The following is a 17,796-nucleotide window of genomic DNA, read 5'->3' as shown; positions in this document are numbered from 1 at the left end:
TATAACTCTTTACCATGCTGTTCAAAAAACACTCACGAAAGATCAACACGCCCTAGTACAACAAGGTAAGGTATCCCTATGAAGAAATTAATCATACTTGCATCAACTCTTGTACTCAGCACCACGGCGTTTGCAGCAACCAAAACAACGATTCAAGAAACAACGCTAAAATCTGACACATATGCTACTGAAGCGGAAGCATACGATGCGGGCACAAACCTTATGGATGAGCTAAGCGCAAAGACACCTTTTGAGCTTTCTAGAGAACTGCCACAGTTCCAACAAACAACAAAATACGATTCGTTCAAGATTGATGACGCGAATATGGAAGTGAAAAAAATCACTAACATGAGTGGCGACATCCATTACCAAGCGAACGTAAAAGTTGACTACCGTTACACATGCAAAGACGGTCGTAGCAGCTAACACCGAATGATTGATCAGATCTAAAAACCGATCACGCATCCAAAAAGAAAGCCTGTACTCATTGAGTACGGGCTTTTTTGTTCATGATAAAAACGAAGATACTTACGCATCTGAATACGAAGGTCATCATCAAACTAATCGTGTCCAAGAATGTCGCCAATATCTTCAACTTCCAACTGAAAAAACCAAATTGCCGACTGATCCAGATACCGTGCCCACATTATTTGTGTACTTATTTACTGCTTAGGTGCGCTATTACTGGAGAAGTGCGAGAAATAGCACCATAATGTACGGCTCAAAAGTAAATAGGTATAAACATGAAAATTTGTGGCGTTGAAATCAAAGGTAATGATGCAATCATTTGTCTACTTTCTCTTTCTGATGGCGTATTTAACATTCCTGATTGTCGCGTTTCAAAAGTCGCAATTGGCGATGCAAACGACACGCAAAACATGAAAGATTTTCAATTCTCTTTCGCAAAACTGATGGAAGATTACCAAGTAGACAAAGTGGTCATTCGTCAGCGCCAAACTAAAGGCAAATTTGCTGGCGGTGGCTTTGGTTTCAAACTAGAAGCAGCAATTCAACTGATCGACGGCCTAGACGTAACGGTAGTATCACCAGCTGACATCAAAGAAAGCCTTAAGCGCAACCCTCTTATGATGAAGTTCAAAGAAACTGGCCTTAAGCAATACCAAGAAGCACCGTTTACAACGGCTTACGCTTGTTTAATGCAGCGCTAATCAATAGTCGCTAGCCAATATTTGATACAGAAAGAGCCTGAATATTCAGGCTCTTTTTTGTTTCTATCACTCGGCTTTAAACCCAGTTAGTTTTGATGAAACACGCTTACCGCTCTAACGCTGTTCGCCTGCGAACCTTAATCCATCCCGGCTTCTTCACCACCAGATAAACCGCAGCGGCAGACAAAGCGAAACCCATTGCGCCGTAGATATCGAACGACTCACCGAAGATAAGCCACGCTTGAATTGCTGTCGTCGGTGGAACCAAGTAAAACACCGATGCCACACTTGAAGATGCACCGTGCTCTACCATGTAAAGCAGCAATAAGATGGCGATACACGATAGAACAATCACTAACCAAGCAAGGGTTAGCGTGAATTCGAGAGTCCAGTTCACTTGCATGGTTTCGAAGCGCATTGCGAACGGTAGAAACAGCGCAGCAGAAGCCAAGTATTGAACCATCGCGCCACCTACCATATCTGTGCCTTTACAAAAGCGCTTCTGATACAAAGTACCGACCGTAATACCCACTAAAGAAACCAAACACAATAACGTTGCCAAGCCTTTTTGGTCGTCAGACTGCCATTCAATATTGCCCATCAATACCAAGCTAATTCCAGCAAAACCAAGCGCTAAGCCCAGCCACTGTGCGAAGTTAAAACGCTGTGAAGTACAACTAATCATAATCAAGGCCGTCAGAATCGGTTGTAAGCCAACAAGTAGCGAACTCAACCCAGCGGGCATCCCCATATCAATCGCGAGATAAGTGCCACCAAGGTAGAAACCATGAATCAAGATTCCGACCACACAAGCATGAAAGAATGCGCGACCACGAGGAATACGACGTTTAAGAATGGCAATCAAAACTAAGAACAGTGCCACGTTGGCTACCATCCTAAGTGAAAGCAACGTTGCGGGTTCGGCGTATTCCACGCCAAGACGTGCGCCAACAAAGCCTGACGACCACAATATTACAAACACGAACGGAATCATTTTAATCAGCATTACAAACCTCTGGTCAACTCTTCATCAATGCTGTTACCTTAGTTGGGTACAGATAACTAATAAAGATACAGATATAACACTTTAAATGGTTACAGGTTAAAAATGAGCAACGAGGGAAAACAACGTGGAAGCAGAACTCAGCGGCAATAAATATCTTGCTACCGAGCAACATATTAAGGCTCAGATAGATAAAGGACTTTTTCATCCAGACGATCGCCTTCCCTCAATTCGTCAATTGAGCGAACAGCTTGGCGTGAGCAAGAACACCGTGATTCGCGCCTATCAAGAATTGGAAGCGACAGGTTGGGTGTACTCAGTTCCCAAGTCAGGTTATCGCGTTAAAGCACCCAATACCACAAGTTGGGATGCGCCCAGCCAACCTCAAAAAGTCGACCTCTTGTCGGTCACCAAATCTGTACTCTCTCGTCCGAAAGGTCGCTTGAAATTGCTTGCTGGTTCTGCACACCCGAACATCAATAACCCTGCCATTCGTAGCTTGTACGCCGAAATCGGCCGCCATAGCCGTTTGCAAACTCAACTACCAGGCTACTATCAACTCCCTCCCGGTGACGAGCAATTAGTAAAGCAATTGTTAAAGATCACCCATGATCTAGGTGTTCCCGCAGGATCGAAAGAGATTGCGATTACTCACGGTGCTCAACAGGCGATCAGTTTGGCTTTACGTGCGCTCACCAAACCGGGTGACATCGTGGCCGTAGAGTCGCCCTGTTACTTCGGCAATTTACTTTTACTCGAATCACTTGGTTTGCAAGCCCTAGAAATACCAAGCAGTGTTAGTCACGGAATCGATATCCCATCACTACAGAGTGCGTTGGACAAATGGGAAGTGAAAACGCTGCTGCTGACACCAAACTTTACCAATCCAACCGGCTCACGGATGCCATTGGCTAATCGAAAGGCGTTACTGGAGATCACCGGATCTTTACCAATTATCGAAGACGATGTATTCGGTAGCTTGGCGTTTGACGCACCAATCGCGAGCCTCAAAGAGCTTGATGATCAAGATCGCGTCATCTACGTCAACTCACTGTCTAAAACCTTAGACTCACGCTTGCGAATCGGCTGGTTACTGTCGGGCCGCTATCAGCCCTTGGTCGAGAAGTATCTACTATGCGATAACATGGGCAGTTCCAATCTGATGCAATCGGCGGTCGGACAGTTTCTCACGACAGGTAAATACCGCAGTCATTTATCTAAGATGAAACGGCTCTATCAAACCAATCAAAAACAATTCCAAAGTCTATTAATACAAGCTCTGGATAGCTACCCGCACCTTGTTGGTCGCTACCATTTGTCAAAGCCGGAAGGCTCTTTTTTAAACTGGATAACACTGCCAGAATCAGTCGACAGTTATGCGGTCTATCAAGATTGCTTGAAACACAAATTAGGCATCTTACCCGGCACCGTGTTTGGCACACACGACCAATACAAACACTGCTTGCGTTTCACCGTAGCAAACATAGAAGAGAGCAAAGAGTGGAAAGAAGGCGTGGTGACACTAGCGAAGATAATCGCTAAACATACACATTAACCAGATTAGACCCACATAACCCAAACAACAAAGCCCCACCAAACCAAGCGGGGCTTTCATAATTATCAGGTTTTGATTTGCTTAACGGTAATTAACCTTGCCAAGCGAACTGTTCAAATACTTTGTCTACTGGTGTTTTGGCAACGTGGTTTACGTAGTTACTGATCACTTTCTGAGACAAACCAAGAATCACTTCTAACACCTGTTGCTGACCATAGCCCGCTTCGAAAAATGCTGCCATTTCACTTTCAGGTACATTACCGCGGTTGCGTACCATGCTCAGCGTAAAGTCATGCAGTGCTTGCAGCTTTTCAGTGGGTAGAGCCGTGCGATTGCGAAGTGCTTCGGTGATTGCAGGATCAACCTTCATTGAATGTGCAATGCCAGTGTGTGCAGGAACACAGTAATGACATTCGTGTTCAACGTTGATGGTTTGCCAAACAACCGTCAGCTCTTCAGCATCGAAAGATGAGTCACTAAACGCCTGATGAAGCTGAGTGTAAGCCTTAAGTGTGTTTGGAGATTCAGCCAACACACCGAAAAGACCCGGTACTCTGCCCATCTGCTTTTTAGCCCCTTCAAGAATAGGTTGGCTTTGCTCTGGCGCTGATTCTACTGAATGAATTTTGAAGTTGCTCATTGTTTTATCCCTATCAATTTATGATTCTAAAGTTATTCAATCACGGAGCAATTAGTGACTGTTCTCCGTTTGTGTGAAAACAATATAGATCAAATTAGAACGATCGTTCAACACCATTTTATTTATCGAATCAAAAATTAAGAAAAAACCGCCAGATAACACCTGACTGGCTCGCTTATAAGTCAGTATTCTTATTCCAATCAACGATCAATATTAACGGTACAAGCCTTCAGAACATCGAATCTCATCACAAGGTTAGATGCTTTTCCCTTCAAATTGGTAAAGCTCTCTGAGCGTGTCTTTTAACCATAGAACGATTGGGTTGTAGGCATTGCGCTTGTGCCAAATCATGGTGAATGGGATCAGCAGCTTATTGGCACTCTCTTCATCTAAAGGGATGGGTAAGCAAGTAAGGTTGGGGTGAAGTTGCTCTGCGTAACGTCGACAATAATTAGGCGCAACCGTCGTCATGGTGTGATTGGATTGAGCCGCCATAAACAAAGACTGCTCGAAGCCAGCTAGAGTTAGAGCAATGTTTCGGTCTAATTGCAGATCGGTAAGCACTTCATCCAGCGCCCACGTTTCGCTTTGTTCCCACACGATATTGATATGAGGATATTTGAGAAAAACCTCAAGGTTCCACTCTTCCTGTAAGGCAGGGTGATCTTTTCTTAGATACACGACAGGCATGTCGTGGAATAGCACCTCGAAATCGATGAAGTATGGCAGCGCGTCTAGAGACTCTTTCGATCGCGGGTGACTTTCTCGTCCTGAAAATCCGATATCAGACTCGCCACGCACGATAGAGTCTATCGAGTCATAGTCCCAATTACGCATTTTAATCTTCGCGTTGGGATAGCGTTGATACACGCTTTGCGTCAACTCGTTAAGCATGATTAACGACAGAGGGGATTCTGCCTCTAGATTCAATCGCACATCTTTCGGCGCTTCGTCACCACGAGTCGTGAGAATTTGGCTACCAATCTGCAGCCAGTCTTGAAGATCTTTCACCATGCTTAGTGCGAGTGGTGTCGGCGTTAAACCTCTTGGTGTTTTAACAAACAGAGGATCATCGAACCAGTCTCGAAGCTTGGTCAGTGATTTGCTCACCGTTGAAGGCGTAACGTTAAGCTTTTTGGCAGCTTTTGAAACACTCTGCTCTTGCAACAGCAATTGCAGAGTGAACAATAGATTCAGATCAAGACGGGCTAGTGGCTTCTTCATAATCACTTTTAACTTGGGAAGGACCTACCCATAGTATTAGAGCAATACTGATAACTCCACCAGCAGCCAGTATAAATACCAACATATTCAATGCACTGAGTCCGATAGCGCCCATCAACCAGATAAACAGTGCCGAAGTGCACACCTGAGAAACGCCCAATATCGAGCTCGCAACGCCTGCTCGTTGTGAATAACAGCTCAATGCTTGGCTCATCGCGACACCAAAACCTAACGAGAAACCACCACACACAAAAGCAAAGCCTAGCAGGGTTACATAATGCCCTAACCCACCATCAATCGATGCAAGCAACAAAATAGCTGCAATAACAAAGCACGTTTGAGATGTCAGCATGAGGCTTTTCTGCTTAAACACATTCAAGGCAAACGGCGCAGAAAACGACACCAACATACTGACTAATGCTGTGAGAGCCATGGTATACGAGTATTGACCACGGTCGAAGCCAAGCTCGGTCATTATCAACATTGGAGAAACATTCACGTAAGTCAGAATCGCCGTCACGCCCAAGCTGGTCATGATCACTCGGCTAATAAACAAAGGCTCCTTAAAAGTTTCGGTTGAAGATGATTGAGACACAGAAGCTTTTGTTACTTCCGAACGTTTACTATTCGGCTTAGTTTCTCTTAGTACTAACACCGACAACAAACACACCACTACGCCCATACTTGCCATGGTCGTGAACAGACTTGGCCAGGGATATACCGTCATGATTAAGTGACCGATCACGGGTGCAAGTACTGGCACTATGCAGGTAATGCCATTCATCATCGACAACACCTTGGCGCGCTTTTGGTCGTCTAACACATCTCGCAAAATAGCGAATGCCACTACATAACATGAACCCGCACCAACACCTTGGAAAAAGCGCACCGCTAGAAACGGTTCCGCGCTAGTCACAATGCCACCGAACATTGAAGATATAGCAAAGACAATCGCACCGAAAATCGCGACAGGCTTTCTTCCTACACTGTCGGAAAATTTGCCCGCGAACAGCATGGTGGTTGCCATACCCGCAAGGTAGATAGAAAACGCCACATGGAGCTGCGCCTCCGAAGCATTTAAATCAGCGGCAATTTGAGGCAAGCCAACCAAATACAAATCAATCGCCGTTGGATACAAAAGAACAAGCGCGAAACTACAAAACAGAAAACGATACATAACACCCCCACATAATTGGTGTGAGGATAATAAGAGCGAAACGCCAAACTACCGAGTGGCATCTACGACAACGGATCTTTCCATTTACGACAAACCATCAGTATTTGGATAAAGCGACAGCCAAGAATTAACGAAATAGCAAGGTTTTGACTCAATTCGGCTGAAATTAAGACACCGATTTATCAGCTATAAACCGCAGACCATTAAGCAGCGAACAATTTCCAAAAGTTATCAGAACGATAAATAAAATCACCGTATGAATACTTAAAATGACAACTCATACCCGCCGCAAATTCATACTTAAATTTTTTAGAAAAATTCAAAAATTATTAGAATTTAACCCCTAACTTTGCTGAGTAATTTGTTAGTCTTGGCAACAAATATTTACAATCCAACTAAAAATTAATTGGATACCTCGAGGTTGTTTTCTTGAATATGAAATTATTCGGCAGTTCTTTGATTCTTTCAGGAACTGCATTAGGGGCTGGTATGCTTGCCATTCCCATGGTGTTGGCCCAATTTGGCTTCATGATCAGCTCAGTGCTGATGCTACTTATCTTTATCGGCACCACTTACTCTGCACTCCTACTGGCAGAAGCGTGTACCAAAACTAAAGACAACAGTGGCATGAGCAGTGTTGCTTACCTAACTCTAGGCAGCAAAGGTAAACACTTTATCAATGCACTCTTTTACCTGCTGCTGGTATGCATGCTGATCGCTTATATCTTAGGTGTTGGCGACATCATTCATAAACTATTGCTCGATGTGGGCGTAGACATCTCTGCATCCGCTGCTTATACCGTTTTCAGCCTATTGATGGGTGTGATTGTGGTGGCGGGTAAGTCGTATATCGACAAATTAAATCGCGGTTTATTCATCATGATGGTGGTGATGCTGTTTATCGTTATCGCCTCTTTATTTAGCAATATTCGCCTTGATTACCTGACTCAAGCCAGCAAATACACGGCTAATGATGTAGTACAATACAGCGCAGTTATCTTTACCAGTTTTGCCTCTATGGTAGTTATCCCGTCACTGGTTATCTACAACCGAGAAGCGACTCAAAAACAGATCCGCAATATGATTCTGCTAGGCTCGGTAATTCCACTAATCTGCTACCTAACTTGGTTGTTTGCGATTATCGGTAACCTTGGCACAGACGCTATCAGCCAATTCCATAACATTTCAGAACTGATCTCAGCGTTTAGCGGCCAATCTTCTTGGTTGAAGGTAGTTATTGCGCTGTTCTCAGCATTGGCATTGGTAACCTCTTTCCTTGGTGTGTCCATGGCGCTGTATGACCAAAACAAAGACGCAGTCACCAACAACAAAGCATTAGCTTATGCTCTGACCTTTGTATTGCCTTTGGTATTAGCAGAGCTGTTCGCGAGCCAGTTTGTGAGCATGCTAGATTATGCGGGCATGGTATTGGTGTTCTTAGCTATCTGGGGGCCTCTGGCGATGGTAGTTAAGGTTCGTAGACCTGATTTCCCTCACCTACAAACCGAAGGCAGCTACACAGCAGCCGGTGGTGATACAGCACTGATGGCAACGTTTGGTTTTGGCGCGTTGATTTTTATCTCTTGGTTTATGGGGTAGAGCCCAATTGAATAGACTATCTGTTGCCATTTAGAAGGCAGCAGATATAAGAAGCCCGTTAGTCCGATTATTAGCAGCCGGACTAACGGGCTTTTTTATTTTCTGATTACCATGGCCAAAACTGAAAGTGCTTACTTGGTCAAATTGCCAAGCAATTGCTCACACTGTGCTTTTAGCGATTTAAGCTCATCTTCATTCATCTTAGAAAGACACAGCATTTCAACTGGCACGGTCTGCGCTTGCTCTTTGAGCTCTACCCCTGCAGGCGTCAGTGTAATAACTCGAACTCGTTCATCTTCAGCACTGCGAGTTCTAAGCACGTAACCTTTCGTTTCCAAACGCTTGAGTAATGGCGTCAACGTACCTGAATCCAAATGCGTTTTTGCGCCTAGGGCTTTGACATTTATCTCTTTTTCTTCCCACAGCACCATCATCACAATGTACTGCAAGTAAGTAAGGTCAAGCGCTTTCAGTAAAGGTTGATACGCTCTACTCATTGCATTCGATGCACTATACAGCGCAAAACACACCTGATTATCCAATTTTAGATAGTCATCTTGGTCGCTCATGATCACCTCACCAATAAATTAAATTGCGCACAATATACTTGCGCGTTCGAATTTTATCAATTAAGCTAGCTTTAAAATTAAGTTGCACACAATTTAATTATGCACAATTAAAATAAGGACTAAACCAATGACTACACTCTACACAACTTCTGCTAAAGCTACTGCGGGTCGTAACGGCCAAGTTTCTACTGATGACAATCTGCTTTCAGTGGCGTTGAGCTACCCTAAAGAGATGGGCGGAACAGGTGAAGCGACCAACCCAGAACAACTATTTGCTGCGGGTTACTCTGCGTGTTTCTCAAATGCTCTACTTCATGTAGCTAAAGAGATGAAAATCAAAATCGCATCGGCGCCAACGACTGCAACAGTCGGTATCGGACCAAATGAAAACGGTGGCTTTGCTTTAACTGTTGCTCTATCGATTGAACTGGATCTAGAGCAAGAACAAGCTGTGACGCTTGTGAAAACGGCGCACCAAGTTTGCCCTTACTCAAACGCGGTTCGTGGCAACATTGATGTGAAATTGTCGGTTAACGGACAAGCGCTTTAGTCTCAAATCAAAGCCTGAAAGATACGCCAATAGAGATGTCTGTAGACGCCTAAAATTGAGCCTTATCCCTAAGTTACTTTGCTTTGAGCGAGTAACTTGGGGATTGTTCATTAGTTAATAGCAAACAAGCTTTACCAAAACAAATCGATACTCAGATACCGTAACGCCAGATTGGCAGACACCGAAAATAGACATCGACATATTGCGATATCCTAGTTTCGAGGGTATATTTCACTTAAATCAGAAATAGCAGTCAAACACCATGTCAGACGTGAACGAAATTTTAAAATCCATCAACAACCCTGTACGCCGAGATATTCTTCATTGGCTTAAGTCGCCTCAAGAGCACTTTAACCTAGACAAACAACTCGTTGATACTGATGTTGAGGGGGTATGCGTTAGCATTATTCAGGAGAAGAGTGGCTTATCTCAATCTACCGTTTCTTCTTACCTCTCGAACCTACAGCGTGCAAAGTTAGTGACATCAAAACGCATTGGCTCGTGGACTTACTACAAGCGTAATGACGAATACATCGAGAAATTCCTAAAAGCGCTGTCTGATTCCCTATAGTTGAAAAGAACAAAAATCAACAGAACAACAGTTAGATAGCACGATGAAAACTGGATGGATTCACGTCATCCTTTATGACGAATATCATTTATTAAAAATCAACATATCGAAATTTTTAGATATCTAGTTATCGAACTATTCAATAATAATGATGCAGATACTAAAATGCAGCGGAGCCGACAAACATGAGCAAGTCCATTCAATCCTTTGACCCAAGTAACGGTGAACTCCTTGGCGAGGTAAACCAAACTTCAGCTGAAGAAGTCACTCAAACCATTCACAAAGCAAAAGCTGCGCAAAAAGCATGGCGTCAACTCTCGATGAACGAGCGAGTTCTGACCATTATCAAAGCCTATCAACAACTTGATAAGTACGAAGAGCCCCTCTCACAGTTACTTGCTCGTGAAATGGGTAAAGACATTCGTCGCGCGACCGGAGAAGCAACCGGAGCGATCTACATGGGTCAGCACTATGCAGAAGATGCTCAACGAGCACTCAACACTCGAAAATTGTCCGGCTCAACAGAACTTCAATACCGCCCATTAGGTGTTGTCGGAGTTATATCTCCTTGGAACTACCCTGTGATGATGGCAAACAACCTCATTGTGCCAGCACTGGTCGCGGGCAATAGCGTGATTCTAAAACCTTCAGAAGAGACACCTCTCATCGCTGAAGCATTCTTTGGTGAACTGCAAAAACACTTACCAGAGAATGTCTTGACCGTGATGCAGGGCGATGGTGAAACAGGCAAGGCATTAGTCGAAGGCGACATCCAAATGATCGCGTTCACTGGCTCAAAAACAACAGGCCAAGACATCATGAGACGTGCCGCAAGCAAGGTAAAACGCTTGGTCATGGAGCTAGGTGGCAAAGACCCAATGATTGTGATGCGTGATGCCAACCTAGAACAGGCCGCTCGCTTTGCCGTCGCGGGCAGCTTTGAGAACTCAGGGCAAATGTGTACTTCGATTGAACGTATTTATGTTGATGATCGTATCGCTGAAAAATTTGAACAACGTGTCACCGAGATCGCTAACATGTACCAAATTGGCCCGTGGGATATGCCGAACGTCAATATCGGACCAATCATCAACGCGACACAGCATGGCAAGATTGTCGACCAGCTAAAAGACGCGCAACAGAAAGGAGCCACTTTTCTTTTAGGCGGTTCTGAGCAACCCGAGCGTTATATCCGCCCTACGGTTATCACCGGAATGACAGCAGAAATGAAGCTGGAAACAGAAGAAACCTTTGGTCCGGTTGTTGCTATCAGTCGTTACTCAAACATTGATGATGCCATTGAGCGCGCTAATGACAGCGAGTATGGGTTGGGTGCCGTGGTGTTCGGAAACCAAGGCGTCAATGACGTTGCTGACGAGCTTGATGCTGGCATGGTTGGCATTAATCAAGGACAAGGCGGCAGTGGCGATGCTCCATGGGTTGGTGCGAAACAGAGTGGCCTTGGTTACCACGGCTCGGTTGACGGACACCGTCAGTTTGCACAAGTAAAAGTGGTTTCAAGATAGAGGTTGATGATGAATAACAAAGAAAATTTTTATGTCGTTCGACGCGAGTCTGGTACTCAGCGCAGTGACCTTCCCGTTTGGGCACCAAAGTCCGCAAACCCATTTGCACTTGATAAGAACGTTAACGCGGTATCACGCGCTGAAGTAAACAATGTACCGGGAGCTTTTCAGTTACTCGATGTGCTACTCCCTGAAGAAGTTCAACGCATACTCGATGGAGCCAATCAACTTGGCTTTACGGAAGATGCGGCCGTTTCTCTACCAAGAGAAGTTCGCCACAATCAGAATCTCAACTTGATCGCAGATACTGAAACTCTCGACGTAATTTGGAAGCGTTGCCAAGATCATTTCGTCGATAAGTACAATCACTTTGCTGGTGTAAAGCCTTTGGGTATTAACGGTCGTTTTCGCTTCTATCGTTATGATGAAGGGGATTTCTTTAAGATGCACACTGATGGGTCGTGGCCCGGCAGTCAGGTGGTTAATGAACAGCTAGTCGATGACGCGTATGGTGACCGTTGGAGCATGTATACCTTCTTGATTCTATTGAGTGATGACTTCGTTGGCGGCGAAACTCAATTTATGGTTAACCGTAATGACCCGAGTAAGCCAGCTCGTCGTCAAGGACATCATCAGGAGAACGCGAATATAGAATCGGTTAGAACACCAAGCGGTAGCGTGCTTTGTTTTCCTCACGGTACACACCCCGCCCATTGTATTCACGGTTCTGCGCCGATACTTTCTGGGACGAAATACATTATTCGCACAGATGTACTATTCGAGCTCTAAGCGACTCTACCGGTCGTTTTAACTCCTAAAAAAATGTCCCGCGCTAGGCGGGACATTTTTTATATAAGATAGAAAGCTTCTACTTCTGAGATGCTAACTCTTAAACGTATTCGAGAGCTCTTTCAGCGATGTTGCCAATTCAGCTTGTTCTTTCGCTGTCACCGCAATTTGCGTTGCACCGGTCGTAGACTCTGTCGACTTCTGCTCGACCGCCATAACGTTTTGAGCAATGTCTTGAGTGACCACGGCTTGCTCTTCCGTTGCGGTTGCGATCTGCTCTGTCATGCTGAATATCTCGCTCACCGCACCTGAAATTTCTTGCAGCGTCTGCTCTACTCCTCGTGAATCTTCAACCGCTCTTGAAGACATCTTCTTGCTGTTATCAATCACATTGAACGCGGTTTGCACGTCTGATTGTAAAGAGCTAATGAAGCCTTCAATTTCCAAAGTAGACTCTTGAGTACGTTGTGCCAGAGTACGAACTTCATCGGCAACGACGGCAAAACCACGACCTTGTTCACCTGCACGAGCCGCTTCGATCGCCGCATTCAATGCCAACAAGTTGGTTTGGTCGGCAACCGACTTAATCACATCAATCACACTGTTAATGTTATTGCTGCTTTCGTGTAAATGAGTGATTTTCTCGGCAAGGCCGTTAATCTCAGATGCCAAAGTTTCAATCGATTGGTAAGAGTGCTGAACGGTATTCAAGCCGGCTTGTGATTGCTCATCAGCCAACTTAGCTGAACTTGCTGTTTGCTGTGTTTTAGCCGCGACTTCGCTCACCGTTGCCGATAGCTCTTCTGTTGCCGTAGCAATCAAGCCGATTTGGTCTTGTTGCTCAACCAAGGTATTAGAGTTGTATTGGCAAGTTTGCGCCGTCTCTTCTGCTGCTGAAGCCAGTGTCAGGCTAGATTGAGATAAGCTATCAATAACCCCAGAGAACTTCTCTAGTGTTTCATTAAGCGATGAAGATATCTGACCCAATTCGCTATTGCCTGCATAAGTCGCACGAACGGTTAAGTCATTGTCATTACGAACTTTAGATAGCACTCGCGTTAGATCTTTAACTCGTGTCGTTAGGTCAGTAATCGCTTTAAAGCTCACAAACGTGGCTAACAGGGTGATCACCACAAACATCGCAATGCTGCCCATCATCGCTGATTGAGCGTCCTGAGTTTTTTGCTCAGTCAGAGCAATCAATGAGTCCGCAAGTTGATTCTCTGTTTTCTTTAACTGAACAATTCGAGCCGTTGATTGAGAGAACCAGTAAACAGGGTCAACATCAAAACCACTCATTTTCGATTCAGCGAGATCACGAAGTTTTTCCACTTCTGCCACCGAGCGATCATTCAGTTGCTGTTTAAAGAAATCAACGTTGGCTTGATTACTAAGCACTTCAAAGTTGGCGAAATACGTGTTTTGCTCGGTTACCAAAGAAATGAATTTCACCAACATACCTGGGCCAAATTCATTTTTGGAAAAGGTATTGTTTAACACTGCACGTTCGATACCTGCGCGTTCCTTTCCTTGCAAGAAGTTGTAGTAAGCGATGGTTTCTGTGGTGATGGCGGCATCAGAACTCAGCTCTGCAATAAGTGCAGAGACACTGAGCAGCTTGGCGTTAAGTTTTGTGTAATAGCCCAGCGCTTCAGAAAGCGGAATCGATTGAGAATCGACTCGATTACGAATAGAAGTGATTTGATTTAAGCTCTGGCTTATTTCATTATTCAAGCGATTGATCTGAGGTAGATCGATCTCAGCAGACTGCCAGTATTCTGTTCTCTGAGTGCGTCTCTTGTCTGCGCTAACTCGTTGTGATCTCAATTCACTCACAAACTTTGTACCCTGTGAGCCAATAAAGCCAGCCGTCATACCACGTTCTTTTTGCAACTCATGCACAAGTTCACTGTACACAACCGACAAACGCGTAAGTTGGTTTAATGACGACATTTCACTGGTGGTTTCTACGCCTTTCGAAATCGCAGAAACACTAAGCCATAGAAAACCTAAGATCGGTAAAATAAGCAAAGCGATGATTTTTTGCTTAAAAGACATATCGGTTAAATTCATTATTATTTCCCTAGCAGCTAACAAGTTTTTCTCAGCCATCGAACTCGGCACACTTCTAGTGGGCGCGCCTTAGTGGTGACTGGATAATTATTCAACTTAATCAATGGAGTTCAATTACCGAGCCACACAGATCAGTAGCCGGTGAAAATAACATTTAACCTTATAAAATACATTGGATTATCGACAAAACTGTTAGCTAACCGACTTAACTGTGCGAAAAGTACGTGCGACAACATTTTATTGACGTAAGCGTCTGAAAATTGACATCTTTTTTATAACCCCAAAGGGGTAGGCTTGCACCAATTATGTGCTCACGGCTAACAACATATTCATCAATAATTGTTCGTTCAGTGCTAAAACGGTATCTATTTCTGCGTTAACTGGCTGTCTATTCCTTGCTAACGATTTGTCTACTCTAAACGGACTAACTATCTACTCCTTAATCACTAAATATGTATAATGCCGAGCTTGTTAAATTGAGGCTCGCAGCAAATATGTGCCAACAACTGAGAGGTATTTTATGAATTGTCCAGCTTGCGAAGAGCAAATCGGTTGGGAATGGGTTGAAGAGGCAGCAATCGAACCGAATGAAGAATTCGATTGCCCAGAGTGTGAAGAAACCTTGATGTATACCATCGATGAAGGCACCTATTATGGAGCGCAACACAAGACCGTAGAAGTGGTCGACGCGTAAATTACAGCCTTGTAGCGACACACTGGTCGCTTTGTTTCAAATACTTAGCAAATAACTAAACTAAGCAGCTTATTTTCTTGCTGGCTCTTCTTTACTAGAACGAACGTTCAGCATAAAATATTAAATATATGTTCAGACCGATGAAGTAGATGTTATGGCCAAAACCGCAAAGTTCGATAGACAAGATGTTGTAGACAGAGCCACCAACCTGTATTGGGAAAAAGGCTTTCACGCGACTTCTATGCGCAACTTACAGGACGTAATTGATATGCGTCCAGGAAGCATCTACGCGACTTTTGGTAGCAAAGAAGGCTTGTTTAAAGAGACATTGGCTCGCTATACCGAACTCGGCATTCTCAATTTGAACCGCTTCCTCAGTGAGACAGGCTCTCCGATTAAAGCGCTTGAAAGCTTTATCAAACGTGCGGTGGTTGAATCTAAACAGAGTGCGCCTAACGGCATGTGTATGCTGGCTAAAACCGTTGCTGAACTGACGGATGAACACGCGGAATTATTGGGCGAAGCAAAGAAATCACTCAAAATCATGGAAGGCGAGTTCGCCAAACTGATTGCCGAAGCGCAAGATTTAGGTGAGATAAGTAAAGAGCGAGAGCCCGCTCAACTTGCTCGCCACGTTCAAGTTCAAATTGCAGGGCTACGCACTTATGCAAAAACTTGCGATGACACAGAGCTACTCAACTCAATGGTTGAAGACGTATTTAAGTACCACCCTTTTTAGCAGTTGAGCTTATATAAGCTCAGACCTACAAAAAGACGCCCAAGTATTACTATCAATACTTTGGCGTCTTTTTATTTATCGCTTTTCAGCCAATCTTAAAGCCGATTGCTTTTATACTTTTCTCATAATCAACGCCTGCGCATTGAGCATGGCTTCTTTGGTGCTGACATCTAAGGTTTTGACGTTCGCAAAACGTTCGACTTCTTTAATCGCCACATCGTGAGCGAAGATCACCAACCTTGCCCTTTCAATGTCTTTTTGTGTAATGCGATTGCCTATTCCATTTGCACCTTGGGTCTCAACCTTTATCCGAACTCCAAGGTGATGGGCCGCCTTTTCCAAAGACTTAGCCGCTAAAAATGTGTGCGCGACCCCAGATGGGCATGAAGTAATTGCCAACACATCCGCTTGTCCTTCTTCTGTTACCGAGCCACCCGCAGACTGATAAGAAAGTTCGTCGCCTTCTACCACATTCTTTTTCAGTAGTATCACAATAAAGGCTGTAGTCAGCGCGCCCGCTAATGTTCCGACAATATAACCAATCTTGCCATCAACCACTGGCAATACGATCCAACCGCCCCATGGTGCATGGTTGATAACATGGAACATAAAGCCAACCACATTACCGACAATGCCACCAGCAACCACTGCAGGCAGAACACGTGCAAGATCAGCCGCTGCAAATGGGATTGCACCTTCACTGATACCGATCATTCCCATAATACCCGCCGCTTTTCCGGCTTCGCGTTCGTCTCGTTTGAATTTCTTAGGTGATATGAAAGTGGCAAGAGCCATGCCTAACGGTGGCGTACAGATGGCAATACCGACGCCCCCCATCAGCCAAGGTTGAGTGTTCACCTGCGTTTGAGCAAACAGCGTCGCCACTTTGTTGATTGGGCCGCCCATATCAAAGGCCGTCATCGCCCCTAAAATACTGCCTAGCACCACTTTCCCTGAGCCCGCCATACCAGTCAGCATTTGGTTCATCTCAAGCATCACATACGCGATAGGAGAGCCTATCACCCACATCACCGCCCCGCAGGTTACAAAGGTGCCGACTAATGGATAAATGAAGATCGAACTCAGCGAGATCATACTGTCAGGGAGTTTGATCTTCTTAAGTAGATTCACCACAAAGCCAGCGAAGAAACCGACCACTATCGCCCCAAGGAAGCCGGTGTTGTATTGATCTACTGCTACCCAAGAACCAATCATGCCCGGCGCTAAACCCGGTTTATCAGCCATTGAGTAGGCGATGTAGCCGCCTAGAACAGCAGTAAACAGAGTTAAGCCTGCGATACCCATCTGTGCGATGTCTGCCAGCACGCCACTTTCAGGCACAGCACCATGGCCCGAAATCATCACAGACAAAGACAACAGCACCCCACCCGCGACCACAAACGGGATCATGTGCAAAGTGCCATACAGCAAATGCTCTTTCATGCGATTAAGAGACTGCGCCCAAGGGCTGAACGGCTCAACGTACACTTCATGATGGCTAGAGGCATAGCTATCGAAAGAGTCGGAATTGGCTTCGAGAAACAGCTCTTGAGCTTCTGCGACCGACTCGACCGCCTTTAATGTTGTAACAAAGTCATCTTCAATCAGCTTGGTCGAAATCTGTGCCAGCACCTCGATATGATGGTCGCGTGATCTATGTGAATTCATTATCAAAAACACTCGATTCTAGATTATGCATCGGCTGGCTACTCTCAGGACAATATCAACCACAGATTGAAAAGTTTCTTCTGTGCGACAACATGGGCAGCTCGAATCTAATGCAGTCTGCCGTTGGGCAATTCTTAACTTCAGGTCGATATCGAGCCATATTGCTAAGATGAAACGCCTCTATCAAACCAACTATACCTGTGATCATTGAAGATGCTTGATTTTCAGTAAAATCAGGATCATGCTATGA

General features: G+C 44.7%; 16 protein-coding genes and 2 pseudogenes. 11 read left to right on the top strand and 7 right to left on the bottom strand.

Annotated elements, in window-relative coordinates; translation table 11 throughout:
- Window positions 1-78 precede the first annotated feature (78 nt).
- Entirely contained in the window at window positions 79-426 is a 348-nt protein-coding gene (locus ED652_RS21800; RefSeq protein ID WP_122056146.1) for a DUF3316 domain-containing protein, read from the top strand.
- Between the two features lie 317 nt (window positions 427-743).
- On the top strand, window positions 744-1,169 hold the full coding sequence (locus ED652_RS21790) for a DUF3010 family protein (RefSeq protein WP_017088295.1): 426 nt from the start codon (window positions 744-746) through the stop codon (window positions 1,167-1,169).
- Between the two features lie 106 nt (window positions 1,170-1,275).
- Here ED652_RS21790 and ED652_RS21785 read toward each other — a convergent pair whose 3' ends face one another.
- A complete protein-coding gene (locus ED652_RS21785; protein WP_122056144.1) occupies window positions 1,276-2,175 on the bottom strand; it encodes a DMT family transporter in 900 nt (299 codons plus the stop codon).
- A gap of 124 nt (window positions 2,176-2,299) precedes the next feature.
- Here ED652_RS21785 and ED652_RS21780 point away from each other — a divergent pair, with 124 nt between their 5' ends.
- Window positions 2,300-3,727 carry a PLP-dependent aminotransferase family protein gene (locus ED652_RS21780; RefSeq protein ID WP_122056143.1) on the top strand — a complete coding sequence of 476 codons (1,428 nt, stop codon included), beginning with the start codon at window positions 2,300-2,302 and terminating at the stop codon, window positions 3,725-3,727.
- Window positions 3,728-3,818: 91 nt separating this feature from the next.
- On the opposite strand, the gene ED652_RS21775 is transcribed toward ED652_RS21780, so the two are convergent.
- From ED652_RS21775 to ED652_RS21765, 3 genes are all read right to left on the bottom strand, one after another.
- On the bottom strand, window positions 3,819-4,367 hold the full coding sequence (locus ED652_RS21775; RefSeq protein ID WP_017061666.1) for a carboxymuconolactone decarboxylase family protein: 549 nt from the start codon (window positions 4,365-4,367) through the stop codon (window positions 3,819-3,821).
- A 255-nt stretch (window positions 4,368-4,622) separates the two neighbouring features.
- Complete coding sequence (gene yidZ, locus ED652_RS21770) at window positions 4,623-5,591, bottom strand: HTH-type transcriptional regulator YidZ (RefSeq protein ID WP_122056142.1); 969 nt, start codon at window positions 5,589-5,591, stop codon at window positions 4,623-4,625.
- Window positions 5,566-6,768: an MFS transporter gene (locus ED652_RS21765; protein ID WP_122056141.1), complete on the bottom strand. Its 1,203-nt coding sequence runs from the start codon at window positions 6,766-6,768 to the stop codon at window positions 5,566-5,568. The genes yidZ and ED652_RS21765 overlap by 26 nt, the downstream gene beginning before the upstream one ends.
- 435 nt (window positions 6,769-7,203) lie before the next feature.
- Between ED652_RS21765 and ED652_RS21760 the strand changes: the two genes are divergently transcribed.
- Entirely contained in the window at window positions 7,204-8,367 is a 1,164-nt protein-coding gene (locus ED652_RS21760) for an amino acid permease (RefSeq protein WP_102383852.1), read from the top strand.
- A 131-nt stretch (window positions 8,368-8,498) separates the two neighbouring features.
- Here ED652_RS21760 and ED652_RS21755 read toward each other — a convergent pair whose 3' ends face one another.
- Window positions 8,499-8,936: a MarR family winged helix-turn-helix transcriptional regulator gene (locus ED652_RS21755; RefSeq protein ID WP_029223898.1), complete on the bottom strand. Its 438-nt coding sequence runs from the start codon at window positions 8,934-8,936 to the stop codon at window positions 8,499-8,501.
- A gap of 127 nt (window positions 8,937-9,063) precedes the next feature.
- On the opposite strand from ED652_RS21755, the gene ED652_RS21750 reads away from it, so the two are divergent.
- The 4 genes from ED652_RS21750 (at window position 9,064) to ED652_RS21735 (ending at window position 12,372) form a co-directional block, all read left to right on the top strand.
- Window positions 9,064-9,486 carry an organic hydroperoxide resistance protein gene (locus ED652_RS21750; protein ID WP_065105238.1) on the top strand — a complete coding sequence of 141 codons (423 nt, stop codon included), beginning with the start codon at window positions 9,064-9,066 and terminating at the stop codon, window positions 9,484-9,486.
- Between the two features lie 262 nt (window positions 9,487-9,748).
- Window positions 9,749-10,057: a helix-turn-helix transcriptional regulator gene (locus ED652_RS21745; RefSeq protein WP_065111891.1), complete on the top strand. Its 309-nt coding sequence runs from the start codon at window positions 9,749-9,751 to the stop codon at window positions 10,055-10,057.
- 185 nt (window positions 10,058-10,242) lie between these two features.
- Window positions 10,243-11,583 carry an aldehyde dehydrogenase gene (locus ED652_RS21740; protein ID WP_122056140.1) on the top strand — a complete coding sequence of 447 codons (1,341 nt, stop codon included), beginning with the start codon at window positions 10,243-10,245 and terminating at the stop codon, window positions 11,581-11,583.
- A gap of 9 nt (window positions 11,584-11,592) precedes the next feature.
- Complete coding sequence (locus ED652_RS21735) at window positions 11,593-12,372, top strand: 2OG-Fe(II) oxygenase (protein WP_122056139.1); 780 nt, start codon at window positions 11,593-11,595, stop codon at window positions 12,370-12,372.
- Between the two features lie 93 nt (window positions 12,373-12,465).
- On the opposite strand, the gene ED652_RS21730 is transcribed toward ED652_RS21735, so the two are convergent.
- The gene (locus ED652_RS21730; RefSeq protein WP_122056138.1) at window positions 12,466-14,445 is read right to left on the bottom strand and encodes a methyl-accepting chemotaxis protein; all 1,980 of its coding nucleotides are present in this window, start codon (window positions 14,443-14,445) and stop codon (window positions 12,466-12,468) included.
- Window positions 14,446-14,965: 520 nt separating this feature from the next.
- Between ED652_RS21730 and ED652_RS23840 the strand changes: the two genes are divergently transcribed.
- Together ED652_RS23840 and ED652_RS21725 are read left to right on the top strand one after the other, a co-directional pair.
- Window positions 14,966-15,139, top strand: a complete 174-nt coding sequence (locus tag ED652_RS23840) for a hypothetical protein (protein WP_017083117.1) — start codon at window positions 14,966-14,968, stop codon at window positions 15,137-15,139.
- A 154-nt stretch (window positions 15,140-15,293) separates the two neighbouring features.
- Entirely contained in the window at window positions 15,294-15,878 is a 585-nt protein-coding gene (locus tag ED652_RS21725; protein WP_122056137.1) for a TetR/AcrR family transcriptional regulator, read from the top strand.
- Between the two features lie 111 nt (window positions 15,879-15,989).
- Here ED652_RS21725 and ED652_RS21720 read toward each other — a convergent pair.
- Window positions 15,990-17,525: pseudogene (locus ED652_RS21720) on the bottom strand (fructose-specific PTS transporter subunit EIIC); the annotation flags it as partial.
- Here ED652_RS21720 and ED652_RS21715 point away from each other — a divergent pair.
- A pseudogene (locus ED652_RS21715) lies at window positions 17,525-17,739 on the top strand (PLP-dependent aminotransferase family protein); the annotation flags it as partial. The pseudogenes ED652_RS21720 and ED652_RS21715 overlap by 1 nt on opposite strands.
- Window positions 17,740-17,796 lie beyond the last annotated feature (57 nt).

The sequence above is a fragment of the Vibrio sp. Evd11 genome (assembly GCF_900382755.1).
In the GTDB taxonomy this organism is placed as follows: Bacteria; Pseudomonadota; Gammaproteobacteria; order Enterobacterales; family Vibrionaceae; genus Vibrio; species Vibrio lentus.
This window is presented reverse-complemented; position numbering and strand designations above follow the sequence as displayed.

Bases quoted from the DNA above. Each gene is read 5' to 3' on its own strand.
- ED652_RS21800 (WP_122056146.1), top strand. From the start codon at position 79: ATGAAGAAATTAATCATACTTGCATCAACTCTTGTACTCAGCACCACG.
- ED652_RS21790 (WP_017088295.1), top strand. From the start codon at position 744: ATGAAAATTTGTGGCGTTGAAATCAAAGGTAATGATGCAATCATTTGT.
- ED652_RS21785 (WP_122056144.1), bottom strand. From the start codon at position 2,175: ATGCTGATTAAAATGATTCCGTTCGTGTTTGTAATATTGTGGTCGTCA.
- ED652_RS21775 (WP_017061666.1), bottom strand. From the start codon at position 4,367: ATGAGCAACTTCAAAATTCATTCAGTAGAATCAGCGCCAGAGCAAAGC.
- yidZ (WP_122056142.1), bottom strand. From the start codon at position 5,591: ATGAAGAAGCCACTAGCCCGTCTTGATCTGAATCTATTGTTCACTCTG.
- ED652_RS21765 (WP_122056141.1), bottom strand. From the start codon at position 6,768: ATGTATCGTTTTCTGTTTTGTAGTTTCGCGCTTGTTCTTTTGTATCCA.
- ED652_RS21760 (WP_102383852.1), top strand. From the start codon at position 7,204: ATGAAATTATTCGGCAGTTCTTTGATTCTTTCAGGAACTGCATTAGGG.
- ED652_RS21755 (WP_029223898.1), bottom strand. From the start codon at position 8,936: ATGAGCGACCAAGATGACTATCTAAAATTGGATAATCAGGTGTGTTTT.
- ED652_RS21750 (WP_065105238.1), top strand. From the start codon at position 9,064: ATGACTACACTCTACACAACTTCTGCTAAAGCTACTGCGGGTCGTAAC.
- ED652_RS21745 (WP_065111891.1), top strand. From the start codon at position 9,749: ATGTCAGACGTGAACGAAATTTTAAAATCCATCAACAACCCTGTACGC.
- ED652_RS21740 (WP_122056140.1), top strand. From the start codon at position 10,243: ATGAGCAAGTCCATTCAATCCTTTGACCCAAGTAACGGTGAACTCCTT.
- ED652_RS21735 (WP_122056139.1), top strand. From the start codon at position 11,593: ATGAATAACAAAGAAAATTTTTATGTCGTTCGACGCGAGTCTGGTACT.
- ED652_RS21730 (WP_122056138.1), bottom strand. From the start codon at position 14,445: ATGAATTTAACCGATATGTCTTTTAAGCAAAAAATCATCGCTTTGCTT.
- ED652_RS23840 (WP_017083117.1), top strand. From the start codon at position 14,966: ATGAATTGTCCAGCTTGCGAAGAGCAAATCGGTTGGGAATGGGTTGAA.
- ED652_RS21725 (WP_122056137.1), top strand. From the start codon at position 15,294: ATGGCCAAAACCGCAAAGTTCGATAGACAAGATGTTGTAGACAGAGCC.